Here is a 25,797-nt window from a genome sequence, read left to right on the forward strand (position 1 = left end):
TTAATCCAGCCGCCGCTGGGTTTTCCAGGCCGTCAGGCCGATAAACACCACCGCCGAAGCGATCAGGAACAGCAAGTTAATCATCAACACCGTACCGACGTTGCCCGCCAGGAACAGCGTTTGCAGCGTGCTGACGAAATAGCGTGCCGGAATGATGTAGGTCACGGCGCGCACGATGGCCGGCATGCTGTCGATCTGGAAGATAAAGCCGGACAGCATGATCGAAGGCAGAAAGGCCGCGTTCAGCGCCACCATTGCCGCGTTGAACTGGTTGCGGGTAATGGTAGAAATCAGCAGCCCCATGCCGAGCGTACTGGCAAGGAACAGGCTGCTGATGACGAATAAAATCAGCAGCGAGCCGCGATAGGGCACGCCGAGCACCCATACCGACACCGCCATACATAGCACCATGGCGATCATGCCGAGAAAATAGTAGGGCACCAGCTTCGACAACAGCAGCTCTGTGCGCGTTACCTGGGTGGAAAGCAGCGCCTCCATGGTGCCGCGCTCCCACTCACGGGCGATCACCAGTGAGGTGAGGATAGCGCCGATCACCGTCATGATAATGGTGATGGCACCGGGAATAATGTAGTGCCGACTGATGGCCGCCGGGTTAAACCAATAGCGCATCTGTACATCGATTAACGGTTTTTCCTCACGCCCATTATCGGTGGCACGCTGTTGCTGCCAGACTTGCCATACTCCTTGGGTGTAGCCTTGGACAAAGTTGGCGGTGTTCGGCTCGCTGCCGTCGGTAATAATTTGTATCGGTGCGCTGTCGTGCGGTCGCGCCATGCGTTGGGCAAAATCATTGGGGATCACTACCAGCCCACGGATGCGTCCGGCCTGCATCAGTTGGATCAACTGCTGACGGTTGTCGCTGATGGTCGGCTCGATGTAGGGCGAACCGGCAAAGGCGTTGGCCAAATCACGTGCCTCTTCGCTCTGCTGTTCCATCAGAATGCCCAGCCGCAGCTTGCTGGAGTCCAGGTTGATGCCGTAGCCGAAGATAAACAGCAGCATTAATGGGATGACAAAGGCGATCAGCCCACTGCTCGGATCGCGCAGGATTTGCCGCGTCTCTTTCAGGCACAGTGCACGCAGCCGCCGCCAGGAAAAACCACTGTCATCGCGGGTGGCATTTTTTTCGCTCATGGCTATTTTTGGGCTCATGGCTGCTCCTCCTGATCATAACCCTGCACCAGCTCGATAAACGCCTGTTCCATGGAGGGATTGGGATTATCACTCTTGGCGACCTGGTGTTTGAGATCGTCCGGCGTGCCGGCGGCGATGATCTTGCCGCGATACACCAGCCCGATGCGGTCGCAGTATTCCGCCTCATCCATAAAGTGGGTGGTCACCATCACCGTCACGCCTTTATCCACCATGCCGTTGATATGCAGCCAGAATTCACGTCGGGTCAGGGGATCGACGCCCGAGGTTGGTTCGTCGAGAAACAGAATATCCGGCTCGTGCATCAGTGCGCAGGCCAGCGCCAGCCGCTGTTTGAAGCCCAGTGGCAGCGAGTCCGGCGTCTGGTTGAGGATCGGGCCAAAGTTGAAGGCGTTGGACATCTCGCTGATTTTATCGCGCTGCGCCTTGCCGCTCAGGCCATAAACGCCGGAGAAAAACTTCAGGTTTTGTGCCACCGTCAGGTTGCCGTACAGCGAGAATTTCTGCGCCATATAACCCAAATGCTGGCGTGCCTTGCCGGAGCTGGTTTTCAAATCCATACCCAGCACCAGCGCCTTGCCTTCGGTGGGCACCAGCAACCCGCACATCATTTTAAAGGTGGTGGATTTACCGGCACCGTTCGGGCCGAGCAGGCCGAAAATTTCCCCGCGCTGCACTTTGAAGTCCACGTGGTCGGTGGCGGCAAAGTCGCCGAATTTCTTGGTTAGCCCCTGAGCTTCGATCACCGTTTCCGTGTTTTCTCCCTCGACGGTCGGCATGATCTCCGCCAGCGCCGATTTACTGTTTGGCCCGCCGCCGAGCAGATCGATAAACGCATCTTCAAAGCGCGGTTCCGCTTCGCTCAGTTCGGCATCCGGCAGATCCAATGCCTGCAGTAGCTGGCGATGATCTTCGCCTTGCTTGAGGATCAGCCGCAGGTATTTCCCCTGGATCACACCGTCGGTGACCGCCGGCAGGCAGATCGCCCGTTGCAGCAGGGCGCGGTGGCTACCGGCCGGTGGCGCGATCAGCACCGTGCGCCCGGCCATTCTCTGGGTAAGATCTTTCGGTGCGCCGCTGAACAGCAGTTCCCCTTCGTTAAGCAGCAGCACTTCGCGGCACTGTTCGGCTTCGTCCAGATAAGAGGTGCTCCACAGGATCAACATGCCGTCGTTGGCCAGTTCATGCACCATGCGCCACAGCTCGCGACGCGAGATTGGATCGACGCCGACCCCCGGCTCATCCAGCAACAGCACCTGCGGTTGCCCGACCAGCGTACAGGCCAGCCCGAGTTTTTGCTTCATGCCGCCGGAAAGTTTGCCCGCCAGTCGGGTGGTGAAACGGGTGAGATCGGTGAATGTCAGCAAGCGATCGAACGTCTGCTTGCGGAGATCGCCGGTGACGCCGCGCAGATCGGCGTACAGCGTCAGGTTTTCCATCACCGTCAGATCTTCATACAGACCAAACTTTTGCGGCATGTAGCCGAGAATGGCATGCAACTGACGATCCTGAGCGATCGGATCCAACCCGGCGACGCGCAGTGTACCGCTGCTGGGTTTGAGCAGTCCGGCCAGCATCCGCAGCAGGGTGGTTTTACCGGCACCGTCGGGGCCAACCAGCCCGGTGACCGCGCCGCTGGTCAGCCGGGTAGTCAGGCTGGCGACCGCCGGTTTTGCCAGTGACGGGAAACGCTTTTCCAACGCCTCAAGCTCAATGACCTGTTCCATCACCGCTCCCTCAAGGTTGGGCAAAGCGAACGGTGACCGGCATCCCCTGGCGCAGCGCGTCATCGGCGTCGGTCACTATCACCCGCAGGCGGTACACCAGGTCGGTACGCAGGTCCGGGGTTTCGACGCTCTTCGGCGTGAATTCAGCGGTCGGCGAGACAAAGCCGATTTTGCCGTGATACGGCTTGTCTGGCCGGCCGTCGGTGTAGATTTCCAGTTCGGTACCGGGTGTCGCTTTACTCAGACTGGTTTCATTCACATAGGCACGCACCCACACCGGACGGGTCAGCGACAAAGTGAACACCGTGCCACCGGCGCTGAGCATGGTGCCCGGCTCGACCGCACGCGTCAGCACCGTGCCGGCGGACGGGGAAACTAAAGTGGTGTCGTGCAGGTTAAGCTGGGCCTGAGCCAGTGCGGCCTCGCTTTGCGCCAGATTGGCTTTGGCCTCTTCTATTTCTTGCGGACGGTTACCGCTCAGGTATTGCGCCAGCTTGTCTTTCGACGCCTGCAGGTTGGCCTGCGCCTGATTGCGTGAGGTGCGGGCATCTTCCAGCGCGTCGGCAGAGGTGGCATTTTTCGCCCACAGGCCCTGCTGACGCTTCAGGAAGCTATCGGCATAGCTAAAGGCGGACAGGCGCTGCGCCATTTCCGAACGTACCTGGGCTATTTCTTCGGCGCGGTAACCGGCCATCAGCAGCGCCAGTTTGGCTTTGGCACTGCCGACGTTAGCCTGCGCCTGCTGTAGCGCGTTGATGTAGGGCGCGTCGTCCAGTTTGCCGAGTAATTGCCCCGGTTGCAGGGTATCGCCTTCATCCACCGTCAGCGACGCCAGACGCCCATCGACGCGGAAGCCCAAATTCACCGTGCGAATATCCACGTTACCGTACAGCGTCAGCGGTTTATCCTGATGCTGTTGGTGATACCAGACCCCGTAAACGGCCGCGGCGATCAGCACAACAACCGCCACCAAAAAGGCACTGCGTTTTTTATTCATAATTCTCCCTGCCTGAATTTATACCCGTCATCTTTCAAGTTGCAGCGTTGTTACCTGCACTCGCTCACCCCAGTTACTTACTTGAGTAAGCGCCTGGGGATGAGCGAGCTGGCCGCCTAGCTGCAACTTGAAAGCTATAGGGTATACGCGCCATAGCGTTGGCGCAGCCCATTAACCAGAATCTCAATGTGTTCAGCCAGTACTTCGCTGATTTGTTCCGCCTCGGCAGTGTCGATCTGCTGCCAACCGGCCTGTCGGCGGACGGTTTCCCGTGCCACGCGAAACGACAACACTTCACCGATCAGCGCGTGGGTATGCAGCACAATTTTGGTCGACTGCGGATCGATGCCGGTGTAGGCCGCCAGCAGGCGGCAAAGCTTGTTATGCAGCGGCGCCACCACCTGTTGGTGGATCAGCGGATAGGCATCGGTGGGGGAGAGCTGCTCGCGCGACATGATTTTGCTCAGGTTCAGCGTCTGCGGTTGAGTCATCAGATCGCTGAACGCCAGCAGGCCACGTTTCAGATGTTCGAGGTAATGCTCCGGTAGACGTTCGGCTTCCGGGAGTTGCCAGAAGCGGTCAATCTCTTCGGCCAGCGGGCGAAACGCCTGCTGGATAAAATCGGCAATCCACTGGGCGACGGCCAGATACAGGCCTTCTTTAGAATTGAAGTAGTAGGTGATGGCGGCGATGTTGTGCCCGGCACGCTGGGCAATATCGCGGGTGGTGGCACCCTGAATGCCGTATTCACCGAACATTTCGATGGCGGCGGCGATCAACTGCTGACGCGCTTGCTCGCCCCGTGCCCGGCCGGCAGTCTGATTATTTGGCATTATTGATGGCGCTCATAAAAGTTAATCAATCATATGATTAACTTTATGCCAGATTGCACGAAATGCAATCAGTAACCGCGGTTTATTTAAGGGTATCTTTTCGGATTTGGCTGAATTGTCGGCATATTGTGCTCTGCGTCACTTAATTTGCGTTTTCTTGTTCGACTTCTGCTACACTCGCCCGCTTGGTGCACTGCAGTTTGTGCCAATCCCTCGTGGTCATGCAAAATGTCCCGTCTGATAATCCTCCCAGGAAACTGCACCGAACACTGTTAGGTTAGGGGGGATCTGGAGTTTTTCTCTTTATGTCATTTGAAACCCTCGGCTTAAGTGCTGAAATTCTGCGCGCTGTTGAAGAACAGGGCTATCGCGAACCTACGCCAATTCAGCGCCAGGCTATTCCTGTCGTATTGGAAGGTCGTGACCTGATGGCCAGCGCCCAGACCGGTACCGGTAAAACCGCTGGCTTTACCCTGCCGCTGCTACAGCTGCTGAGTAAGCATGACCATGCGGTCAAAGGTCGCCGTCCGGTACGTGCGTTGATCCTGACGCCTACCCGTGAACTGGCTGCGCAGATCGGCGAAAACGTCGAATCCTACAGCAAATACCTGCGCCTGCGTTCGCTGGTGGTATTTGGTGGCGTGAGCATCAACCCGCAGATGATGAAACTGCGCGGCGGCGTCGACGTGCTGGTGGCAACACCGGGTCGCCTGCTGGATCTGGAACACCAGCGCGCGGTTGACCTGTCCAAAATTGAAATTCTGGTGCTGGACGAAGCAGACCGCATGCTGGATATGGGCTTTATCCATGATATCCGCCGCGTGCTGGCCAAACTGCCTGCCAAGCGTCAGAACCTGCTGTTCTCTGCAACCTTCTCCGACGACATCAAAGGGCTGGCCAACAAACTGTTGCACAACCCGGCATCGGTTGAAGTGGCGCGCCGCAACACCGCGTCCGAGCAGATTGAGCAAAGCGTGCACTTCGTAGACAAGAAGCGTAAGCGGGAACTGTTGTCCCAGATGATCGGCGAAGGTGACTGGAAGCAAGTCTTGGTGTTTAACCGCACCAAACACGGCGCCAACCACCTGGCTGAACAGCTGAACAAAGACGGCATCACTGCCGCAGCGATCCACGGCAACAAAAGCCAGGGCGCGCGTACCCGCGCATTGGCCGATTTTAAAGACGGCAAAATTCGCGTATTGGTCGCTACCGACATCGCGGCACGCGGTCTGGACATCGACCAGTTGCCACATGTGGTGAACTACGAGTTGCCTAACGTGCCGGAAGACTACGTACACCGCATCGGCCGTACCGGTCGTGCTGAACGTACCGGTGAGGCGATCTCGCTGGTGTGTGTGGATGAACACAAACTGCTGCGCGATATCGAACGCCTGCTCAAACGTGAGATCCCGCGTATTGCCCTGCCAGGCTATGAGCCGGATCCGAGCATCAAGGCCGAGCCGATCATCAACGGTCGTCAGGCTGGTGGGCGCGGTGCGCCACGCGGCAACGGCGGTGGTCAACGCTCCGGTAACGGTGGCGGCCAGCGCAGTGGCAACGGTGGCGGCAATGGCGGTCAGCGTGAAAACCGCGGTGGTGGCAGTGCTCGTCCGCAGGGTGATGGCAAGCCGCGTTCAGGTGCTCCGCGCCGTCCGCGCAGCCGCCCGGCTGAGTAAATTGCGCTGTTGTCAGCCGTCTGAGGCCACTTTTAGGGTGGCCTTAGTTTGGTGACAAACACCCGAAAAACGTGGTTTTCGGATGTTTGGCGTAAACCAGAAGACTTAATCCTTTGTTTTTGTTAGTACCTAAAACAGTACTTTTAGCTACAAATGACTTTGTCAGCCGTCTGAGGCCACCTTTAGGGTGGCCTTTTTTATACGTAAAAATCAGCGCATCTCAAGTTCCGGCACCACCGACATGCCAACACGCAGTCGCGCCAGTTCCGGCTGGTTGGGTTCCAGCAGGATCTTCACCGGCAGGCGTTGCACCACTTTGGTGTAGTTGCCGGTGGCGTTATCGGCGCTGATGGCGGCAAAGGTCGAGCCAGTGGCCGGGGCGATGCTGTCAACGTGGCCGCGCAGCGTCACGCCGGGCAGCGCATCGACGGTGATGGATACCGGCTGGCCGGCAGAGACGTTGGCTAACTGGGTTTCCAGGAAGTTGGCGACCACGTAGCTCTGTTGTAGCGGCACCACCGCCAGCAGACGCGTACCGGCGGAGACCCAGGCACCCTGGCGTACCGCGCGCTGGCCGACGCTGCCGGCAATCGGCGCAATAATCTGGGTATAGGAAAGATTCAGACGCGCCTGATCAACGCTGGCCTGCGAGGCGGCAATATTCGCTTCGGCCTGTTTGCGGCTGGCCTGCAACACCCCGACTTCTTTACGTGCCGAAACCACCGCCGCCTGATTCTGCTTTAGCTGTGCGGCGGCGGTCTGCATCACGGAGGCCGATTTCTGCTGCTCATCAGCGGTGGCGGTGCCGGTTTTCAGCAACCGGCGATAGCGATCGGCGTTCTGCCCGGCGTAGTTGAGCGTGGCCTGGCTGGCGCTGACGCCGGCTTCCTGCTGGGCAATATTGGCCTGCTGTTGATCCAGCTGCGCCTGAATACTGGACAATTTGGCCTGGCTAATCTGCAGATTGGCCTGTGCCGTTTCCAGCGCCACGCGGTAATCCCGATCGTCGAGGGTGGCCAGCACTTCACCGGCTTTTACCTGCTGGTTGTCACTGACGTTGACGCTGCGGATATAGCCGGAAATCTTGGGGGCCACCAGCGTGTAATCGGCGCTCACGACCGCATCATCGGTACGCAAATGGTGGCGATTGAGCGATGAGCGGACAAAAAAAGCAATCGCCAGCAGGATTAACAGCAGCAACGCCAGGGTTAAGGTTCGTTTTGCAGGGGTGAAGCTCATGGTTATGATCCTGATGTTTTTGGAACTAGAGGTAAGAGCGTTTGCGGCGGATAGACACGCTTCGGCAACCAGGCGGTCAGCAACACCAACAGCAGTGCACAGCCAATAATCAGCAGGTAGGCGTCACTGATACTGAGGATCACCGCCTGATGCTTTACCAGCGTCGAAAAATGCCCGAGATTTTCCGCTGAACTGACCGAGCCGTCCGGTAACAGCGGTATAGCCCCGCTGGCGTGTTCTGAGCTCTCTGCCGTCATCAGCCACGGGCGATTACCCAGCCGGTCAACCAGCACATGAGAGTGAAATTGCTCCCGGTGGCTAATAAAATTCTCAACCAGGCTGCCCGCCGCCACGGCGGAAAAACCGCGCACGGTGTTAAACATTGCCGAGGCAAAAGGCCCTTCCGGTGGCAGGATCACGCTGGTAGAGGTCATTAACACCGGTAAAATCATCATCGGCTGGCCAAATGCCTGCAGGCCTTGGATCAGCCAGAAGTTTTCTCGTGCCCAATCGTCGGTCAATTGCATTCCCAGCAGGCAGGAGACGGCGATTAGCGCGGCACCGATAGTCAGCACCCAACGGGCGTCTATCCAGCGCAGGTTCAACAGGGCGGCGATTAACGGGGCTATCACCAACTGCGGCAGGCCGACGGCTAACGCCAGCGGCGCAAATTGTACGGTGCGAAAACCCTCCACCTGCGAAAAGTAAAACGACGGCAGCATTGAGCCTGACAACGCCAGCAACAGCACGCCAGCCAGCGTCAGCAGGCTATAAGAAAGATTGATGCGCCGCAGTAATTGCAGTTTTAACAGTGGCAACGGATGGAACCATTCGTTGATTAAAAACGTCACCAGCAACGCAATGGAAACCGGTAGCATCAGGCTAATTAAGGGTGAATTGAACCAGTCGAGTCGCTCACCCTGAGTCAGCGAAAGGATCAACAGCGCAATACCGCTGCAACCGGTCAGCATGCCGAACAGATCGATCTGGCGGAAACGCTCCAGCCGCAAGGGATCCTGCGGCAACCCCCAACCGATCAGTAAGGAGGCTATCAGACACAGCGGGATCGCCTGCCAAAAGACAAACTGCCAACCCAGACTGTCGGTCCACAGCGCCGCCAGCGGTGCCGCGACATTGGGGCCAAAGGTGGCGGTGAGCGCATAGGCGGCCAGCCCGTAAAGTTTGATGGTCGGGGGCAGAAAACGCAGCGCCACCGTCATCAGCAACGGCGGCAATGCCCCGCCAAACAGGCCTTGCACCACCCGCAGAGCAATAAACAGGGTGGGATCAGCAGTTAACGGCTGGAGTACGCCGACGGCGGCAAAACCGCCGATCATCACCAGGGCGAAACGGCGTAGCGAAAAGGTCACGGCAAACCAGGGGGCCACCATCATGGCCGACACTTCCGCGGCCTGATAGGCCGAGGTGATCCAGCTCCCCTGGTCGAAACCGATACCGATAGCCGCGCGGATATCCGCCAGCGCCAAATCACTGATGCGATCATTGAGTCCTGAGGTCAGGGCGGCAATCAGCACACCCACCAACCCCACAGCCAGACGCAGGGTAAAAGGATGCGGCGCAGCGACGGCAGGCGCAGGCTGAGCATTCATAGTATGACTCCAGAAACGAAACTTACGATGCACTGTATTGCATAGCGATACATTGTGACGCATGCTACATTGTGATGCACTGTATTGCAATGTGGTACATCGTGCCGCCTGACCGGAAAAAATGTTACAGTGTGGTCAAAAGCAAGGAAAAGAGCCTTCCATGTCCGAACCCTCAACATGTTGTGATGATGAAAAAACCGGCGGTATTCAGGTCATTACCCGTGCGGCTAAAATCCTCGATGCGCTGGGCGCCAAGCCCAATGGCATGAGCCTGGGCGAAATAGCGCTGGCGGTCGATCTGCCGCGTTCCACCGTGCAACGTATCGTCAACGCGCTGGACTCCGTGCAATTGGTGCGCGGCGGTGCCGGTGGTGTGCGCCTCGGGCCGTCGTTGCTGCGGCTGATTGCCAGCGTACATACCGAAATGGTGTCGATTGCGACCCCCTGGTTGCAGGCTTTATGTGACGCCACTGGTGAGACGGTATCGCTGGCGCGCGCCAGCGGTTTGCAACTGGCGGTAGTGCACTACATTGTGGCGGATCGTGAGCTGCGAGTGGTGCCACGCATCGGCATGAATCTGCCGCTGTACAGCACCTCCGGCGGGCGAGCGCTGCTGGCGTTGAACAGCGACGATGCGGCCCGGGATTTACTGGGTGAGGCCTATAGGGCGGTGACGGATCTGACGGTGCGTGATTTTCCGGCACTGCTGCAGCATCTGACCGAAATACGCCGTACCGGCCTGTCCTTCGATCGGGAAGAAACATTGGAAGGCGTCTCTACCATGGCGGTGGCTATCGACACCATTCTGGGGCGTTTCTCCATCAGTCTGTTAGTGCCCAGCACCCGTTTGGCCAAGAATGAAGCTCGCTTCCGCGAGGAGATCCTTAAGTGTAAAGACGCGTTGATCGATGAGATTGGCAAGGTGGCGTCGCGAGATTAACCGGAGAAGATAATGAAAACGCTGTTGGTTGCGGTTGATAATTCCGCTAATGCTCGTAAGGTCATTTCACTGGCTGCCGAACAGGCATTGGCGCAACAGGCGGCGCTAGTGGTGCTTTGTTGTGTCGATCTTAGCTATTCCGTAACGGGGCCGTTTGAAATTGAACCGGGTGAAGATCCGGCAGATTTCGGTTGCGCGCAGGATGAACAACAGGCCGCCGCGACCGTGGTGCACCGGGCACTGAGCGAACTGCAGGCGGCAGGGGTCAATGCGCGTGGGCGGGTGGTGGCGGGTGAGCCGGCAGAAACCATTGTTGCCCAGGCGAAAGAACTGAATGCGACGATGATTATTATGGGGCGACGCCATCTTTCCCCCTTTAGACGTTTGTTGAATGGGTCGCACAGCGCCCTGGTGATTGAGAACGCCGATTGCCCGGTGCTGGTTGACGTGCGTGCCGACTGATTTTGCCTAATCCCGGAGCCGAAGATGAAACTAAAATGTGCCATTCTTGATGATTATCAGCAGGTCGCGCTCAGCATGGCCGACTGGTCTGCCCTCGGCGATCGGGTTGAGGTGTTCAGCATCGGTCAGCATTTTAGTGATGAAGCGGAACTGGCCGTGCATCTGCAGGACTGCGATATTTTGGTGATTATGCGTGAACGCACGCCAATCACCGCCTCGCTACTGGCGCGTTTGCCTCAGTTAAAACTGTTGATCACCTCGGGCATGCGCAATGCCTCTATTGATTTGGCGGCGGCGGCACAGCGCGGGGTTATTGTCTGCGGCACCGCCAGCGGCTCAGCAGCACCGATGGAGCTAAGCTGGGCACTGCTGCTGGGGTTGGCAAAACATTTACTGGTGGAAAATCACGGCCTGCGTAATAACGGCCCCTGGCAGCAAGCGGTTGGCGTGACCCTGCAGGGCAAGACGCTGGGCCTGCTGGGGTTGGGCAAGATTGGCAGCCAAATGGCGGTGGTGGCGCAGGCGTTTGGTATGCGGGTGCTGGCCTGGAGCCAAAACCTGACGGCAGAAAGGGCCGCCGAGGTGGGGGTGACGCTGGCAGCATCCAAACAGGCGCTGTTTGAACAGAGCGACTTTGTTTCGGTTCATCTGGTGCTCAGTGAGCGTAGCCGTGGGCTGGTGGGCCGGCCAGAGCTGCAGGAGATGAAGAAAACTGCTTATCTGATCAACACTTCGCGCGCGGCGATTGTCGATCAAGCGGCCTTGATAGAAGCTCTGCAACAACAACGGATCGCCGGTGCCGGGCTGGACGTGTTCGAGGTTGAACCGCTGTCTGTGGACGATATCTTCCGCCGCCTGCCCAACGTGCTGGCGACGCCGCACCTGGGTTACGTGGCCGATGACAACTACCGTATCTACTTCCGCGAGGCGATTGAGGATATCGAGGCGTTTCTCGCCGGGCAGCCCCTGCGCAGGTTGGGCTAAGCGGCTTTTTATTCCCCCGTGCGCTTGTCTGATACCGGCATTCCCCCGTATCATTGCGCGTCTTTTTAAGCAGGGGTAATCATGCGCGTATTATTGGCTCCGATGGAGGGCGTTCTCGATTCTTTGGTGCGCGAGCTGCTCACCGAAGTGAACGACTACGACCTGTGCATCACCGAATTCCTGCGCGTGGTTGACCAACTGCTGCCGGCCAAATCTTTCTATCGCCTGTGCCCCGAACTGCACCACGCCAGCCGTACCCCGTCCGGCACGCTGGTGCGCATCCAGCTGTTGGGCCAGCACCCGCAGTGGCTGGGGGAAAACGCCGCCCGTGCGGTCGAGCTGGGTTCTTATGGCGTCGATCTCAACTGCGGCTGCCCGTCCAAGCTGGTCAACGGTAGCGGCGGCGGGGCGACCTTGCTGAAAGACCCGGAACTGATTTACCAGGGCGCGAAAGCGATGCGTGCGGCGGTGCCGGATCATCTGCCGGTGACGGTAAAGGTACGCTTGGGTTGGGACAGCGACAGCCGCAGTTTTGAAATCGCCGACGCGGTGCAACAGGCGGGCGCCACCGAGCTGGCGGTGCATGGCCGCACCAAAGAGGACGGCTACAAGGCCGAGCGCATTAACTGGGCGGCGATTGGCGAGATCCGCAAGCGGCTGACCATTCCGGTGATCGCCAACGGCGAAATCTGGGATTACCAAAGCGCACAAGATTGCCTGCAAACCACCGGCTGCGACGCGGTGATGCTGGGGCGCGGCGCATTAAACGTGCCGAACCTGAGCCGGGTGGTGAAATACAACGAACCGCGCATGCCCTGGCCGCAGGTGGTGCAGCTGCTGCAAAAATACGTCCATCTGGAAAAGCAGGGCGACACCGGCCTGTATCACGTGGCGCGCATCAAGCAGTGGCTGGGGTATTTACGCAAAGAGTATGCCGAGGCCACCGACCTGTTCGGCGAAGTGCGCGCTTTGACCAATTCGAAGGACATTGCGCGGGTGATTTGTCGCTGACGTGACAAAAGCGGCGGGTTACCTCGGTGATAACCCGCGCTAATTTATCTCTTTGATAGAAAAGATTATTTTTTTGCACAAATAAGATGCGGAGTATTGATACTTTTTATCAGTATCGCATTATCTTTTAAGTGTGCCATTTCTATATGAAACTCAACGCCAGGTGAGTCGATCAAGATATCCCTTGACCAGATGTCCTCTGGGGTCGAGTCTATGGAGTGTTTGACTACTTTGGTTATTTTCATGGTTTTAAACTTATTGGTTTCATTAGGCGAAAGCGAGAAGTAGCTACTTCTGGAGAGCCAGTAGCTACGTTCTTTCGTCTTAACGGTGCCAATGATGTTGAAAAAACCTTCCGTATCATCCGTTAGAAACAAATTCACCCGTCCAATAAATGAGGTGAAGTCATTATCTCTTTCTATCAGCAATTGGTATTGCGATGCGCACTTAAAAGGTTCATCGGCGCGAATAGATAATGAAAAAAATACAAAAAAAAGAATGGCATTAAAGGCTATGAGTATATTTTTCATTTTAATGCGTCTCTCTGTATTTTGAGGTTTAAGCAGTTATCATAATGGTTTTCGTTGTTTTTACTGCAAACTGAAATCAGCATTGCTCTTTGTAATTTGCTATCAAATTTGTCTTCTGAGTAAAAAACGTCCTTCTCACTGCTTACACAATCAATCTTTTTATCATTAAGCACGTCTATTACTTTTTTTGTATTGCTGGTATCTGTTTCCGCATGGCCAATAACGTAAATTTCACAGTTACTCAACTCAGACACCTTGGTGTAGGGGGCGTAATTATGATGCTCTTTATACCTGGATATCAGTATTGCTATCAGTAATGCCCCTACGGCCAGTATTATAAAAACGGTGATTTTTTTGTTTTTTGTGAATGAGCGCGGATGAAAGCTTTTTTTTGAAGCTCCTTTTTCAATAATTTTGTTTTCTACTTCTACTTCTACTTCTACTTCTACTTTGTTATTGGGGTTGTCTCCCTGGCTGTCCATCGGCTCTGAGGGCAGCAACATGGCTTCTGTAAGAACAATATCGGCTTCAAAGCGAAACCCCAGTTTAGGAATAGTCACGATAATTTCGTTCACCAGGCCCAAAAGTGCGAATGCCTTACGCAGTTCGCTGATGTAATTATTTAATCCGGCATTAGAAGCGGTGAAACCATAGGTGGTCCATACCCTTTCGAGGAGGTCATCCCGGGTAATGTTTTTCTTGTTGTTCTGTATTAGTTCCAACAACAACCGGCTTGCCGGTTTAGTCAGTTTGGTGACGATCTGGTTATTCTCGTAGAGAAATAGTGTCAATTCGTCAGAGTTAAAAACAACGATTTTATTTATGATGTATTTCATGTTTATAAGTTTTATGTGGATGAGCAGGTGTTGTCGTTAGCCGCTATCCTAGCGAAGATTACTTGGTTTTCAAGAAAAATCTCATTTCATACATAAGAAAATTCCAGTGGCGATAATTTATTATTTTTATTCTGGTGTAATAATCTTCTTGATGCCATTGATTTGATAATTATCGGTTTAAAAATATAATTTATTGATGTTTTTTGGTTTTTAATGTTGTTGATTTATGGTTATTTAGTTTATTTTGCTGTTTAGTTTCTGGTAGGGGTATCATTTTCACATCGCCAAAACAGGGGGCTAGCAAGATTCTCTGTAGCGGCGAAAAAATAAGAGTGGTTAGTGGCTGCGTAAGCACAAGGACACTTTCTTTATTAAACTAATTGTATATATGGAATTAACACAATGAAACTGAACAAAATCATGCTGGCTGCGGTAATGACTCTGGGTACTATCTCTATGGCTAACGCGGCTAACCAGGGTGGCGGCTCCGTAACCTTTAAAGGCTCAATCATTGATGCACCATGCTCTATTGAACCTGGTAGCCTGGATCAAACTGTGAAACTGGGCGATATCGCCTCTGCACAGCTGAAAAACGGCGGCAAGTCTACGCCGCAGGATATTCTGATCAAGCTGGTGGGTTGTGATGTTGAAACCGCTAAAGATGTAACTACCACATTTACCGGTAGCGAGTCTGAAGCAGCGCCAGGCCTGTTGGCTATGAAAGGCTCTGCACGTGGTGCCAGCATCGCCATCAACGACGTTGACGGTAAACTGCTGCCGCTGACTACAGCCAGTAAACCGGTGAAAATTGAAGACGGCGAGTCTACTCTGCGCTTCAGCGCCCACCTGCAGGGCGACGGCGCTTCTGCTGCCATCACCCCGGGTGAATTCAACTCTGTTGCTGACTTTACCCTGGCGTATCAATAAGCCCACGGCGATTAATTCGCACAGTTAATTGCATGCGGGGTACCCGCATGCTGCTTATTAACTTGCTATGTGGGGAGGGAGTATGCATTCACAGCGTGGAAAAAGGATATTACGGCGCGCGGTGTTAGTTAATCTGTTGCTGTGTTCCTCTTTGGCGCACGCTGCCAACCAAGGGCGTGGTGAGGTTACCGTGAACGGTAGAATTATCGCCTCCGCCTGCGCCATTGATACCGAAAGCCTTGATCAAACCATTACCCTGGCGACATTACCCGTCAGCCAGATTATTCGTGATGGCCAGGGTGAGTTGCATGAATTCAATATTAAACTGGTGAACTGCACGTTGGAGAAATTCAACCCTGCGTTGGATGACTGGCGATATTTTGCCGTGACCTTTGATGGCAGAGAAGATGCCGGGTTATTTGGTATTGACGGAAACGCCAAGGGCATTGCCCTGCAAATATCCGATAAGCGGGGGAATGTCGCCGCACCGGGTATACCTATGGCAAAAAATGAATTACAACCCGGTACCATGGAATTTAATTATGGCCTGCGGTTGATGGGCAATAATCAGGTAATGAAGGCCGGGAGTTATTACTCCACCGTGCGCTTTAAAATGGATTACTACTAAACCTGTCTGAACGTTGTCACTGCGAATTAAATAATTATTGATAAGGGTCTGCGGATGTCAACTACTCCGTCATATGGCTGTATAGGGAAGATACGACCGAGAATTCTGGGGCTGTTGATCGCCTTTATTCTGGCGGGGAATGCTGCCTGCGCTGTAGCTGCTGATATTGAATTCAATACCGACGTACTGGATGTGACGGATCGCGCCAATATTGACCTGGAGCAGTTTTCTCGCGGCAACTTTATTATGCCCGGTGATTATCTGTTTGCCGTGCACATTAATAAACAGACATTAACCGATCAGCCAGTGGCGTTTTATCCGCCGGATGACGATGCCAGAGGCAGTGAAGCCTGTATTACGCCGCAGTTGGTTGAACAACTGGGGTTAAAAGAATCTGCATTACTGAAATTGACCTGGTGGCACCAAAACCAGTGTCTGGATCCCCATAGCCTGGAGGGGATGGAAGTGCGCGGCGATTTAGGCGCGGCGGCACTGTACCTGAATATTCCGCAGGCGTACCTGGAATACACCGCAGAAAACTGGGACCCGCCTTCGCGCTGGGACGAGGGTATCCCGGGGGTGCTGTTTGATTACAACCTGAATGCGCAAAGCCAGCGCCAGCAAAAGCAGGGCACGCAGAGCTATAACCTCAGCGGCAATGGCACGCTGGGCGGCAATCTGGGGGCCTGGCGACTGCGGGCTGACTGGCAATCGCGGCTGGATCACCAGGGCGGTTCCGGCGAGCCGACTCGCACCAGCTGGGACTGGAGCCGTTACTACGCCTACCGCGCACTGCCAAAGCTGGGCGCCAGGCTGACGATGGGTGAGGACTATTTAAATTCCGACATCTTCGACAGTTTCCGCTTTGTCGGCGCCAGCCTGGTGACCGACGACAATATGCTGCCGCCCAACCTGCGCGGCTATGCGCCGGAGGTGACGGGGATAGCGCGCAGCAATGCGAAAGTCATAATCCGCCAGCAAGGGCGCGTGCTGTATGAAACCCAGGTGGCGGCGGGGCCGTTTCGCATTCAGGACATCAATGACGCGGTTAGCGGCCAGTTGGACGTGCGGGTGGAAGAGCAGGACGGCAGCGTGCAGGAGTTCAAGATGGACACCGCCAGCATCCCGTACCTGACCCGACCGGGCTCGGTGCGTTACAAGGTGGCGGCCGGTCGGCCGGCGGACTGGGAACACCACAGCGACGGGCCGATGTTCGGCACCGGCGAGTTTTCCTGGGGCGTGAGCAACGGCTGGTCGCTGTACGGCGGCGGCGTGGCGGGCGGCGATTACAACGCACTGGCGCTGGGGGTGGGGCGTGACCTGATGATGTTTGGCGCGCTGTCTTTTGACGCCACTCAGTCGCGCGCCAACCTGCCGCAACAGGGCACGCTGAGCGGCGGTTCATACCGCCTGAGCTATTCCAAGCGCTTTGACGACTATGACAGCCAGGTGACCTTTGCCGGCTACCGCTTCTCGGAGCGCAACTATATGTCGATGGGCGAATACCTGGATGCCCGCCGCGACGGCACGCGCACCAACAGCAGCAAGGAGATGTACACCATCACCTTTAACCAGCAGTTCCGCGATCTGGGGTTGAGTGCCTATCTCAACTACAACCACCAGACCTACTGGGACCGGCCGGCGAATGACCGTTACAACCTGACGCTGTCGCGCTATTTCGACCTGGGGCGCTTCAGGAATATCAGCCTGTCGCTGACCGGCTATCGCAACAAATATAACGGCACCAACGACGACGGCATGTACCTGTCGCTGTCGCTGCCGTGGGGCAGCAATGGCTCACTGAGCTACAGCGGTAGCTATAACCGCAACGATAACACCCATCAGGTGGGGTATTACGACCGGCTCAATGAGCGCGACACCTACCAGGTGAGCGCCGGTACTGCGCGCAGCGGCGCAACCGCCAGCGGCTACTACAGCCACAGCGGCGATCTCAGCCAGGTGAACGCCAGCGCCAGCTACCAGGCCGGGCAGTACAGCTCGCTGGGGCTGTCGATGCAGGGCGGTGCGACCGCCACCCTGAAAGGCGCGGCGTTGCACCGCAGCAGCATGAGCGGGGGCACCCGCATGTTGCTGGATACCGACGGTGTACCGGGGATCCCGATCCGCGGTTACAGCTCGCCGACCCTGACCAACGCTTTCGGCAAGGCGGTGGTGGTGGACGTCGGCAGTTACTACCGCAACCAGTTCAGTATCGATCTGAATGCGTTGCCGGAAAACGCCGACGTCAGCCAGAGCGTGGCGCAGGCCACCCTGACCGAAGGCGCCATCGGCTACCGGCACTTCGAGGTGATCGCCGGCGAGAAGGCGATGGCGGTCGTGCGGCTGGCGGACGGCTCTGCCCCGCCGTTTGGCGCCACGGTGCGCAACGGCAAGCGGCAGGAGGTCGGCATTATCAATGACAACGGCGAAGTGTACCTGAGCGGTATTAATGCCGGGGAAGCCATGAGCGTGAGCTGGGGCGGCGCGGAGCAGTGCGGCCTTACCCTGCCGCAGACGCTGTCGCCGAGCCAATTAACCAATCTGTTACTGCCTTGCGGCCCGGTGGCCAATGGCAAGGCGTTAAACACTGTTGAAGAGTAGAGAGCAATGAAAACCAATAATCTAGTGACATTAATTGCCGGCGGCCTGGCGGGCCTGCTGTGCGCCCAACAGGCAACGGCCGCCATCGCGCTGGACCGCACCCGGGTGATCTTCAGCGGCGGCGATAAGTCGGTGAGCATGAGCATCAGCAACGAGAACAAGCAGTTGCCTTACCTGGCGCAGGGCTGGATCGAAGATGCCAACGGCAAAAAAATCACCAGCCCATTGACGGTATTGCCGCCGGTGCAGCGTCTGGAACCGGGTGCCAAAAGCCAGGTGAAGGTGCAGGGGCTGCCGGCCGCCAATACGCTGCCGCAGGACCGCGAAACGCTGTTCTACTTCAACCTGCGCGAGATCCCGCCGAAGAGCGACAAGCCCAACACGCTGCAACTGGCGCTGCAAACCCGCATCAAGCTGTTCTACCGGCCGAAGGCGATTGCGATAGCCAACCCGGAAGCCAGCGCGCCGTGGCAGGAAAAACTGACCCTGACCAAGCAGGGCGACAGCTATCAGGTGAATAACCCGACGCCGTATTACGTGACGCTGGTGGACGCCAGCAGCAAAAAAGGCGGTGCCAGCGCGCCGGGCTTCGAACCACTGATGGTGGCACCCAAGGGCCGTGCGCCGCTAAAGGTTGCTGCGTCTGCACTGGGCAACGCGCCGGTGCTGACCTACGTCAACGACTACGGCGGCCGCCCGCAGCTGAGTTTTAACTGTAACGGTGCGAGCTGCCAGGCAGTGGCGGGCAGCAAATAAGGCTCACTGAAAAACAGGTGGATAAACGATGCGAACAACTTCCCGGCGATGGAACGGCGGCGGTTACCACCGCCATGAATGGCTGTATGCCCTGGTGATTACCGCGGCGGCGCTGATGGTGCCGGTGTGCGTCTGCGCAATGCTATGGCTGCTGCCGTCAGCCATAGCGGCGGATAACTGGCAGGTGGAAGGCAGCCATGGCGTGCTGCATGTGCGCGGTGAACTGACCGAAAGCGCCTGTCGGCTGGAGATGGCGAGCGCGTATCAGGCGGTGTGGCTGGGCAGTACCGCGACGGCACAGTTGGCGAAGGCGGGAGATCGTGGCGTGCCGGTAAATGTGCAACTGCACCTGCGCGACTGCCTGCGCGGCCCGGCCGCCAACCGGGATGAACGTAGTGGCAACGTGCTGTGGAGCGCCCAGCAGCCGGCGGTGTCGGTCAGTTTTATCGCCCCGGCGGATGCCGATAACCCGGACCTGGTGAAGGTGCGCGGCGCTTCCGGGCTGGCGTTGCGCATTAGTGATGAGCGCGGCAGGAATATCCGCCTTGGCAGTCGCGGGGCGGCACTGGCACTGGCGGTGGGGCAAAACGCGCTGAATTACCGCATTACACCGGAGCGCACCCGTGCGCGGTTATTGCCAGGAGCCTACGCGGCGGTGGTGGATTTCCGGCTCAGCTATGACTAAGGGAATGGGCATGAAGGCAAAGTTTAGACAGTGTTTGCCCGGCTGTGGGCTGGCGGTGTTGGTGTTGGTGTTCGGTCCGCAGGCGCAAGCGGCCAGCACCGTCATCAAGGTGACGGTGACCATCGTCGCGCCACCGCCGTGTGTGATTAACAACAATAACCTGATCGAAGTGAATTTCGGCAACGACGTGATGACTACCCGCATCGACGGCAGCTACAAGAAACAGCCGGTGGTGTACTCGGTGGAGTGTAAAAACGCACCGAACAATGCGATGAAAATGCAAATTCAGGGGACCGGTGCCGGCTTTGACACCGATGTGTTGCAAACCAACAAGGATTATTTGGGGGTTGCGCTGCTGCGCAACGGTAATCGGCAGCCGATCAACGCCTGGGTGAATTTTACCTACCCCAATCTGCCGACGTTTGAGGTGGTGCCGGTCAAGCAGGCCGGGGCGACGCTGAGCGGCGGGGCCTTTTCCGCCGGGGCGACCATGAAGGTGGAATACCAGTGAAAGGGGCGGAGGCAATGGCGCGATATGGCAGCATTTTTCTGTTAATGGCCCTCGGCGGCCCGGCTGTGGCGGCGGACAACATGCGTTTTTCCGGCACCCTGATTGAACCGCCGCCGTGCACCATCAACGACGGTGGCGAGGTGGATGTTGATTTCGGCAACCGGGTCGGGGTCACCAAAGTGGATGGCGTTAACTACCTGCAACCGGTGAACTACCGGATCACCTGCGGCCCCGGTGCCGGGGCATGGAGCATGACGCTGGCAGTGGTCGGCACCCCGGCGGATTACGACGAGGCGGCGATCGAGAGCAACGTGGACGATCTGGCCGTTCGCCTGCTGCAAAACGGCAAGCGGTTTACGTTGAATCAACCGATCCCCATCAAGCTGAACGCGCCGCCCACACTGGAAGCAGTGCCGGTCAAACGGCCGGGCGCAGCGCTGAAGGAAGGCGCGTTTGAGGCCACGGCCACCCTGCTGGCGGTGTACCAATGAGCCGGAGAAGAACCATGGTGAATAAAGCAGGTTGGTGCGCAACTGCGGCGCTGCTGCTGTGCAGCCCGTTGAGTCTGGCGGCGGACAATATGCGCCTGCATGGCGCGCTGGTGGCCGAACCTTGCGTGATCCCGCCGGGCGATGAAACGGTGGTGCTGGATTTTGACACGGTAATCGACAAGTACCTGTATCTGAACACCCGCACCCACGGTCAAGCGTTCAAGCTGCATCTGGCGCAGTGCGATCTCAGCCTGGGCAAAACGGTCAGGGTGACCTTCAGCGGTAATGAAAGCACCGCGCTACCGGGGTTGCTGGCGCTAAACGGTGCCAGCCAGGCCAGCGGCATCGCCATCGGTATGGAAACCCCACAGGGTGATCCCTTGCCCATTAACCAGCAAGGCAAAGCACAGGCGCTGGTGAGCGGGGCCAACATCCTCACGGCGCACGCCTATGTGCAGGGTGAACCGGACGCGCTGAAGCATAAAGCCATTGAACGCGGGCCGTTCAGCGCGGTGGCGACCTTTAGCCTGGAATATGAATAACCGCGCGGCGGCATGGCAAGCCGCCTGGCGCTGGCTGTGCCAACGTCGTCGCCATGCCCCGCCCAATGCCGACATTTGGCATCTGCGCTTTCACTGGGCGCAGCAGGACGACCGGTTGTATCAGCAACTGCAAAGTGGGCGTTACCGCCTGGCGCCGATGCAGGTATTGCGGCGTGGTGGCCGCAGTTGGGTGCAGTGGTATGCGCAGGATGCGCTGATATTGAAGTGGGCTGCGCTGCTGGCGGAGCCGCTGCTGCCAAAACCTGCCCGTTGCATGCACTTGCGGGGGCATGGCGGTAGCGTGGTTTCGGTAGCGGAAGTACGGGCTGCCCTGGCCGGCGGAGAATATGCCTTTGTCTACCGAACGGAGATTCGCGGTTACTACCGGCATATCCGTAAGCATCAGGTGACCAATCAGCTGAAATGGCATGTGGCCGACCCGGTGTTGTTTGATGTGATTCAGCAATACGTGCATTACAGCGTAGAAGACGGCGGTGAGTTTTATACCCCACCCAGCGGCATCTGCCGGGGTTGCGCGCTGAGTCCGCTGATTGGCGGCAGCATGTTGCATCATGTTGACAGTTTTTTTAACGCCCAGGAGGGCCTGTGGTATGCGCGATATATGGATGACTTTTTGCTGTTTACCCGCACCCGCTGGCAACTGCGGCGCTGTGTTAAACGGCTGCACGAATTTTTTAACCTGGGGGGCTTTGAAGCTCACCCTGATAAAACACAATTGGGAAGGATTGAACATGGCTTTGACTGGCTGGGGGTATGGTTTACCCCCTCGGGGGCCACCATAGCGCCCAGAGCGCTGGAAAACCATTGTGCACGACGCGCGCGGCTTTACGAGCAGGCTCGCCGACAGGGGCTGTCACCGACAGAGACTGAATCGCGGGTGCGAACGTACGAGGCACGGTGGGCAATATGGGCAGAAGGAATACTGGGTCATTCATTGGATGATATTTAGCGGTATCTGCCGGATAGAGAAAATACAGAGACATATTTATGAAGAACCATCTGCTCGCGACCCTTCTATATTTATCCCCCATGTATGTAAGTGCGACCATGACCATTTCCGTTATCACCGTACCTGAAACAGTGAATGGATATTTCACTGCTCGAGTTGTGGGAGGTCCGTCACCCGGTGCGATCAACCCATGCTGGGGATACGGTAATCTGTGCCGGCTAAGCCTCTATACGATTGATGAACTTTGGCTCCCCGCAGGCCGGGGCGGATATGTGACGACCGACGTCGAAGGATATACATCATCAAAACCGCCGAATAGCTACCCCACACTCGAAGAGTGGTGGAATTCGGTGCGTGACAAAAACCGCAATGGGTCGGACTACCTTCCGGCGGGACTAGGGGTTAACCCGTGTGTAGTGCTAGCAGCCGGCATTTCCGGGGAGATGATCGAGGGGACGATCGTATCAAATTGCGCAAAGGGGATCGTACAGGCTAAGACTTGTGACGTAAAACCAAACAACATCAACGTGGATCTGCATGCCGCTCTCGGGGGTACCGCGCCTACAGTAAATGTAAACAACGTCACCCTGACCTGTACCGACGACGCCTCTGTGTTGATCGAGACGAATAGCCGGGAACGGATCCCCCTGGGGGGGGCTTCGGACTCCTATGCGCTCCTCGACTGGGGCGCCGGATTTGGGAAACCAAAAACCGTCAAGGCGCGCCGTAACATCGCTGAGAAACTCCCGCTGCGTGTACGGGGCGTTGGCCTCGATTTGCTTGGTGCCGGTAAATTCACGGGCAGCGCGATAGTCAACGTGTCGTACAACTAATCATTTACTGAAGGGGCCACCTCAATATTGTGCGGACTTGGATGTCAACGACCCCACCAGGGACACGGCACCCGGCGGTGCCCGTCGGACACCGGTATGCTGCCAGAATTGATGGGCAGCATACCGCCGATAAACGGGGCTGGCTGAAATAGACACGGGGGAATCCAGCTCAAATCCGAATTACGCATGCTATGTTTTCGCCAATTTTTAATACGGTAATGCCAATGATCTTCGATCGTATTTTTTTCCTATTTGTCTTTTTACTTTTTATACCACTGGCGATCTATATCCCCAATCCCGGTGGCGCGGGGCTGGCACTGCCGTTTAATCTGCTGGTCTACGGCGGTGCGGCTCTATTAATGGGGGTTTGCTGGCGGGCAACACCGCTGTGCCGAATTGTGATAACGCCGACCTGTCGCGCAATAATAGCCGCCGGTTTGCTGTTGGCACTGCCGGTGATATTTACCCGGCCCGAATGGCAAAGCGCCGCCGTTTGGCGGCTGGCTGGTTTATTTGCCGGAGCGGCGTTCTATTTCACCTGGCTGCAGGTGCGCATGACCGCACGCCAGCGCCATGCGGTGCTGTATTTGATTTTATCGGCGGCGGTGCTTCAGGCATTAATCGTGCTGTTGCAGCTGTTTGCGCCAGCAATTGCACAATCCTGGATCCCCTCCGGCAGCTCGCGCGCCTTTGGCATATTCCAGCAGCCAAACGTGCTGGCGAGTTTTATTGCCACCGGGTTGGCGCTGGCGTTGGCGGCGTATGTGCTGCCAGGGTTCCAGCGACTGGATCCGCGTGCAGAAAGCTGGCGTCGCCGCGCCCTGGCCGCGGCGTTGGTGCTGCTGCCGATGGTGTTGGTGTGGGTGCAATCCCGCACCGGCTGGCTGGCGGGGGCCCTGGTGCTGGGGCTGTTTATCCTGTGTTTTTGCCGCCGTCATCCGCAGGCTGTCGCCATTGCCTCACTGCTGGTTGCCGGCGGCACCCTGGTGGGCGTGCTGGTGCTGTGGTGGGGGAGTGAGCTGGGCGGTGCGTTGCGCTACGCCAGCCATGCCGGCTCCAACCATGCGCGCTACACCATGCTGCGCGATACGCTGGCGATGATCGCCGAAAAGCCGCTGCTTGGCTGGGGCTACGGCGGTTTTGAGTACAGTTTTCAGCATTTTCGCATTAACCAAACCCCGCCCACGGCGGTGACCGAAATCGCCCGTCATCCGCATAACGAATTGCTGCTGTGGTGGGTGGAAGGGGGCGTGGTCGCGCTGCTGGGTGCGTTGCTCTTGGTGCGGGCGGGCATCAAACTGCTGGCCCACGCCCGCTGGCGCGACAAGCGGGCCTTTGCCTGCGGTAAGGCATCGGCGGGTGAGGCGTTGGCTCTATGCGTGGCGCTGCTGCCGATTGCATTGCATAGCCAAACCGAATACCCGTTTTACCTGTCGGCACTGCACTGGCTGGTGTTCCTGTTGTTGCTGGCAATGCTCGATCGGCTGGTCAGTCCGCGCCTTGGCACCGAGGCAGGGTTGAAAAGATGGCGACTGCCGATGCCGGCCCTGTCACTGGCGGCGCTATTCGTTATGGCGACTGGGTTTTACAGCGGGTTGGTATTGACCCAGGCGGAGCGCGGCGGGTTGCAGGATATGCGGCAGGTGGACGCCTTGCCGGGCTGGGCGAGTTGGATGCATGACGATCGCCTGCAGTTTGATCGCCAGTTGGCAGTCTTGCTCGCCTTTAACCGAACTCGTGACGAGCAGCGGCTGGAAACCTATGCCCAATGGGCGCAGCGTTATCTGAATCACCGCATTGATAAAAACGTTTACGCCAACCTGTTGGTTATCTTGTATCAACAGCAACAATATGTTCGGGCCGATGAACTGCGGTACGAGGCGGCGTTATTGTTTCCTCATGACAGGCGGTTTGCGCGCTCAAGCTTCTGACGGCAATAACTGTCTACTCCAGAAATCTTTTTACTCTTTAGCGTATTGGCCGAAATGAAAAAAATATTATTGATGAGTCAATGCCAGTTCACCAGGCTGGCATTAAAGGCCGTTTTTGAAAATAAAACAGGCTATGAAATGGCATTTATTGGGCCGGATTATTTTAGCGGGGGTGATGTTGGTCAGGCGATAGTTTTAATTCATATTACAGATGACGACTACCCAACCATTTTACCCTTGCTAAGGAATGCGCATTTTTACGGACATCGGGATATCATCTTCATTGCGCAAAAGCGGGTTATCGCAATTATGGAATATTTATCCATGAAAACGCTTAGGTTTATTGAGGAAGAGGCCGGCGTTGAGGTGTTTGAGCGCGAAGTCATAGAGGGAGAGGCGTTTTCTGGCATTGAAGGGAAACGCGAGATTTTATCTTTTATAGAATATAACGTTCTGAAACTTACCTTGTCAGGCTTGAGTCCAACGGCAATTGCCTGCAGAACAAGCAAGAGCATAAAAACCATCAGCAGCCAAAAAATCAACGCGCTGAAGAAGTTGGGTTTAGATAATACGCCCTATTCTTTGGTTAAGCTGTCTAAGTTATTTAATTAATTTTATACCGAAAGTCTGCTGTCTGAATGGCGGCGGATCGAATTTTATTATTTAAGGATATGAGTATGTTAAGAAATCAATGGGTGACGCAAAAATCTCGTGAAATGGCGCTGCACTATATTGCACACGCCGGGGTAGTGTATTCACCGGAAGAATTTATAAAAAAAGTGAGTGAAATGGAAAACGTGTTTGCGCGCATTTTACTAGCTGAACAGAATGGAAAGCCTGGCGCATAACCTGAACACTCTTCATCTGTAGCACTATTAGGCGCTGCTATTTAGCGGATGAAGCG

The 25,797-nt window shown here is 56.5% G+C and carries 26 protein-coding genes; 18 read left to right on the plus strand and 8 right to left on the minus strand.

Translation table 11 applies throughout. From position 1 onward, the window contains the following. From M2406_RS00175 to cecR, 4 genes are all read right to left on the minus strand, one after another. Complete coding sequence (locus M2406_RS00175) at positions 1–1,173, minus strand: ABC transporter permease (RefSeq protein WP_256347870.1); 1,173 nt, start codon at positions 1,171–1,173, stop codon at positions 1–3. After that, the gene (locus M2406_RS00180; protein ID WP_259187829.1) at positions 1,170–2,900 is read right to left on the minus strand and encodes an ATP-binding cassette domain-containing protein; all 1,731 of its coding nucleotides are present in this window, start codon (positions 2,898–2,900) and stop codon (positions 1,170–1,172) included. The genes M2406_RS00175 and M2406_RS00180 overlap by 4 nt, the downstream gene beginning before the upstream one ends. Before the next feature lie 10 nt (positions 2,901–2,910). After that, positions 2,911–3,897, minus strand: a complete 987-nt coding sequence (gene hlyD, locus M2406_RS00185; RefSeq protein WP_259187830.1) for a secretion protein HlyD — start codon at positions 3,895–3,897, stop codon at positions 2,911–2,913. Between the two features lie 134 nt (positions 3,898–4,031). Further along, on the minus strand, positions 4,032–4,730 hold the full coding sequence (cecR, locus tag M2406_RS00190; protein WP_012005764.1) for a transcriptional regulator CecR: 699 nt from the start codon (positions 4,728–4,730) through the stop codon (positions 4,032–4,034). 305 nt (positions 4,731–5,035) lie between these two features. On the opposite strand from cecR, the gene rhlE reads away from it, so the two are divergent. Continuing rightward, positions 5,036–6,406 carry an ATP-dependent RNA helicase RhlE gene (gene rhlE / locus M2406_RS00195; protein WP_012005765.1) on the plus strand — a complete coding sequence of 457 codons (1,371 nt, stop codon included), beginning with the start codon at positions 5,036–5,038 and terminating at the stop codon, positions 6,404–6,406. A gap of 210 nt (positions 6,407–6,616) precedes the next feature. On the opposite strand, the gene M2406_RS00200 is transcribed toward rhlE, so the two are convergent. Beyond that, positions 6,617–7,645, minus strand: coding sequence for an HlyD family secretion protein (locus M2406_RS00200; RefSeq protein WP_012005766.1), 1,029 nt, complete (start codon positions 7,643–7,645; stop codon positions 6,617–6,619). Positions 7,646–7,647: 2 nt separating this feature from the next. Next, positions 7,648–9,255, minus strand: a complete 1,608-nt coding sequence (locus tag M2406_RS00205) for an MFS transporter (RefSeq protein WP_259187832.1) — start codon at positions 9,253–9,255, stop codon at positions 7,648–7,650. Between the two features lie 160 nt (positions 9,256–9,415). On the opposite strand from M2406_RS00205, the gene M2406_RS00210 reads away from it, so the two are divergent. From M2406_RS00210 to dusC, 4 genes are all read left to right on the plus strand, one after another. Beyond that, on the plus strand, positions 9,416–10,195 hold the full coding sequence (locus M2406_RS00210; protein WP_259187834.1) for an IclR family transcriptional regulator: 780 nt from the start codon (positions 9,416–9,418) through the stop codon (positions 10,193–10,195). 12 nt (positions 10,196–10,207) lie between these two features. Continuing rightward, positions 10,208–10,657: a universal stress protein gene (locus M2406_RS00215; RefSeq protein WP_012005769.1), complete on the plus strand. Its 450-nt coding sequence runs from the start codon at positions 10,208–10,210 to the stop codon at positions 10,655–10,657. A 24-nt stretch (positions 10,658–10,681) separates the two neighbouring features. Then, the gene (locus M2406_RS00220; protein WP_135344528.1) at positions 10,682–11,641 is read left to right on the plus strand and encodes a D-2-hydroxyacid dehydrogenase family protein; all 960 of its coding nucleotides are present in this window, start codon (positions 10,682–10,684) and stop codon (positions 11,639–11,641) included. 81 nt (positions 11,642–11,722) lie between these two features. After that, complete coding sequence (gene dusC, locus M2406_RS00225) at positions 11,723–12,652, plus strand: tRNA dihydrouridine(16) synthase DusC (RefSeq protein ID WP_259187838.1); 930 nt, start codon at positions 11,723–11,725, stop codon at positions 12,650–12,652. A 65-nt stretch (positions 12,653–12,717) separates the two neighbouring features. Here the strand turns inward: dusC and M2406_RS00230 are convergent, their stop codons facing one another. Next, positions 12,718–13,182, minus strand: a complete 465-nt coding sequence (locus M2406_RS00230; protein WP_259187839.1) for a FidL-like protein — start codon at positions 13,180–13,182, stop codon at positions 12,718–12,720. Further along, positions 13,179–14,018 carry a winged helix-turn-helix domain-containing protein gene (locus M2406_RS00235; RefSeq protein ID WP_259187840.1) on the minus strand — a complete coding sequence of 280 codons (840 nt, stop codon included), beginning with the start codon at positions 14,016–14,018 and terminating at the stop codon, positions 13,179–13,181. The genes M2406_RS00230 and M2406_RS00235 overlap by 4 nt, the downstream gene beginning before the upstream one ends. 402 nt (positions 14,019–14,420) lie before the next feature. On the opposite strand from M2406_RS00235, the gene M2406_RS00240 reads away from it, so the two are divergent. The 13 genes from M2406_RS00240 to M2406_RS00300 all read left to right on the plus strand — a co-directional run bounded on the left by M2406_RS00240 (position 14,421) and on the right by M2406_RS00300 (position 25,741). Then, on the plus strand, positions 14,421–14,945 hold the full coding sequence (locus M2406_RS00240) for a fimbrial protein (protein WP_115183028.1): 525 nt from the start codon (positions 14,421–14,423) through the stop codon (positions 14,943–14,945). Positions 14,946–15,027: 82 nt separating this feature from the next. Further along, positions 15,028–15,573 carry a fimbrial protein gene (locus M2406_RS00245; RefSeq protein WP_135344525.1) on the plus strand — a complete coding sequence of 182 codons (546 nt, stop codon included), beginning with the start codon at positions 15,028–15,030 and terminating at the stop codon, positions 15,571–15,573. Positions 15,574–15,627: 54 nt separating this feature from the next. Beyond that, entirely contained in the window at positions 15,628–18,174 is a 2,547-nt protein-coding gene (locus M2406_RS00250; protein ID WP_259187845.1) for an outer membrane usher protein, read from the plus strand. Positions 18,175–18,180: 6 nt separating this feature from the next. Beyond that, positions 18,181–18,930 carry a fimbria/pilus periplasmic chaperone gene (locus M2406_RS00255; protein ID WP_135344523.1) on the plus strand — a complete coding sequence of 250 codons (750 nt, stop codon included), beginning with the start codon at positions 18,181–18,183 and terminating at the stop codon, positions 18,928–18,930. A gap of 28 nt (positions 18,931–18,958) precedes the next feature. Further along, the gene (locus tag M2406_RS00260; protein ID WP_135344522.1) at positions 18,959–19,615 is read left to right on the plus strand and encodes a fimbrial protein; all 657 of its coding nucleotides are present in this window, start codon (positions 18,959–18,961) and stop codon (positions 19,613–19,615) included. Between the two features lie 10 nt (positions 19,616–19,625). Then, the gene (locus M2406_RS00265) at positions 19,626–20,126 is read left to right on the plus strand and encodes a fimbrial protein (protein ID WP_167470772.1); all 501 of its coding nucleotides are present in this window, start codon (positions 19,626–19,628) and stop codon (positions 20,124–20,126) included. A gap of 14 nt (positions 20,127–20,140) precedes the next feature. Continuing rightward, positions 20,141–20,617, plus strand: coding sequence for a fimbrial protein (locus tag M2406_RS00270; RefSeq protein WP_112350120.1), 477 nt, complete (start codon positions 20,141–20,143; stop codon positions 20,615–20,617). A 14-nt stretch (positions 20,618–20,631) separates the two neighbouring features. Next, positions 20,632–21,159, plus strand: coding sequence for a fimbrial protein (locus M2406_RS00275; protein ID WP_112364303.1), 528 nt, complete (start codon positions 20,632–20,634; stop codon positions 21,157–21,159). Next, positions 21,152–22,129, plus strand: a complete 978-nt coding sequence (locus tag M2406_RS00280; RefSeq protein ID WP_135344521.1) for a reverse transcriptase domain-containing protein — start codon at positions 21,152–21,154, stop codon at positions 22,127–22,129. The genes M2406_RS00275 and M2406_RS00280 overlap by 8 nt, the downstream gene beginning before the upstream one ends. Positions 22,130–22,167: 38 nt before the next feature. Further along, on the plus strand, positions 22,168–22,962 hold the full coding sequence (locus M2406_RS00285) for an abortive infection protein (RefSeq protein WP_259187849.1): 795 nt from the start codon (positions 22,168–22,170) through the stop codon (positions 22,960–22,962). 224 nt (positions 22,963–23,186) lie between these two features. Continuing rightward, positions 23,187–24,893 carry a PglL family O-oligosaccharyltransferase gene (locus tag M2406_RS00290; RefSeq protein WP_259187850.1) on the plus strand — a complete coding sequence of 569 codons (1,707 nt, stop codon included), beginning with the start codon at positions 23,187–23,189 and terminating at the stop codon, positions 24,891–24,893. Positions 24,894–24,947: 54 nt separating this feature from the next. Further along, the gene (locus tag M2406_RS00295) at positions 24,948–25,505 is read left to right on the plus strand and encodes a LuxR C-terminal-related transcriptional regulator (protein ID WP_115183018.1); all 558 of its coding nucleotides are present in this window, start codon (positions 24,948–24,950) and stop codon (positions 25,503–25,505) included. A gap of 65 nt (positions 25,506–25,570) precedes the next feature. Next, positions 25,571–25,741, plus strand: coding sequence for a hypothetical protein (locus M2406_RS00300; RefSeq protein ID WP_017892007.1), 171 nt, complete (start codon positions 25,571–25,573; stop codon positions 25,739–25,741). Positions 25,742–25,797: the final 56 nt, after the last annotated feature.

The organism is Serratia sp. BIGb0163 (genome assembly GCF_024809935.1).
GTDB classification, from domain to species: domain Bacteria; phylum Pseudomonadota; class Gammaproteobacteria; order Enterobacterales; family Enterobacteriaceae; genus Serratia; species Serratia quinivorans.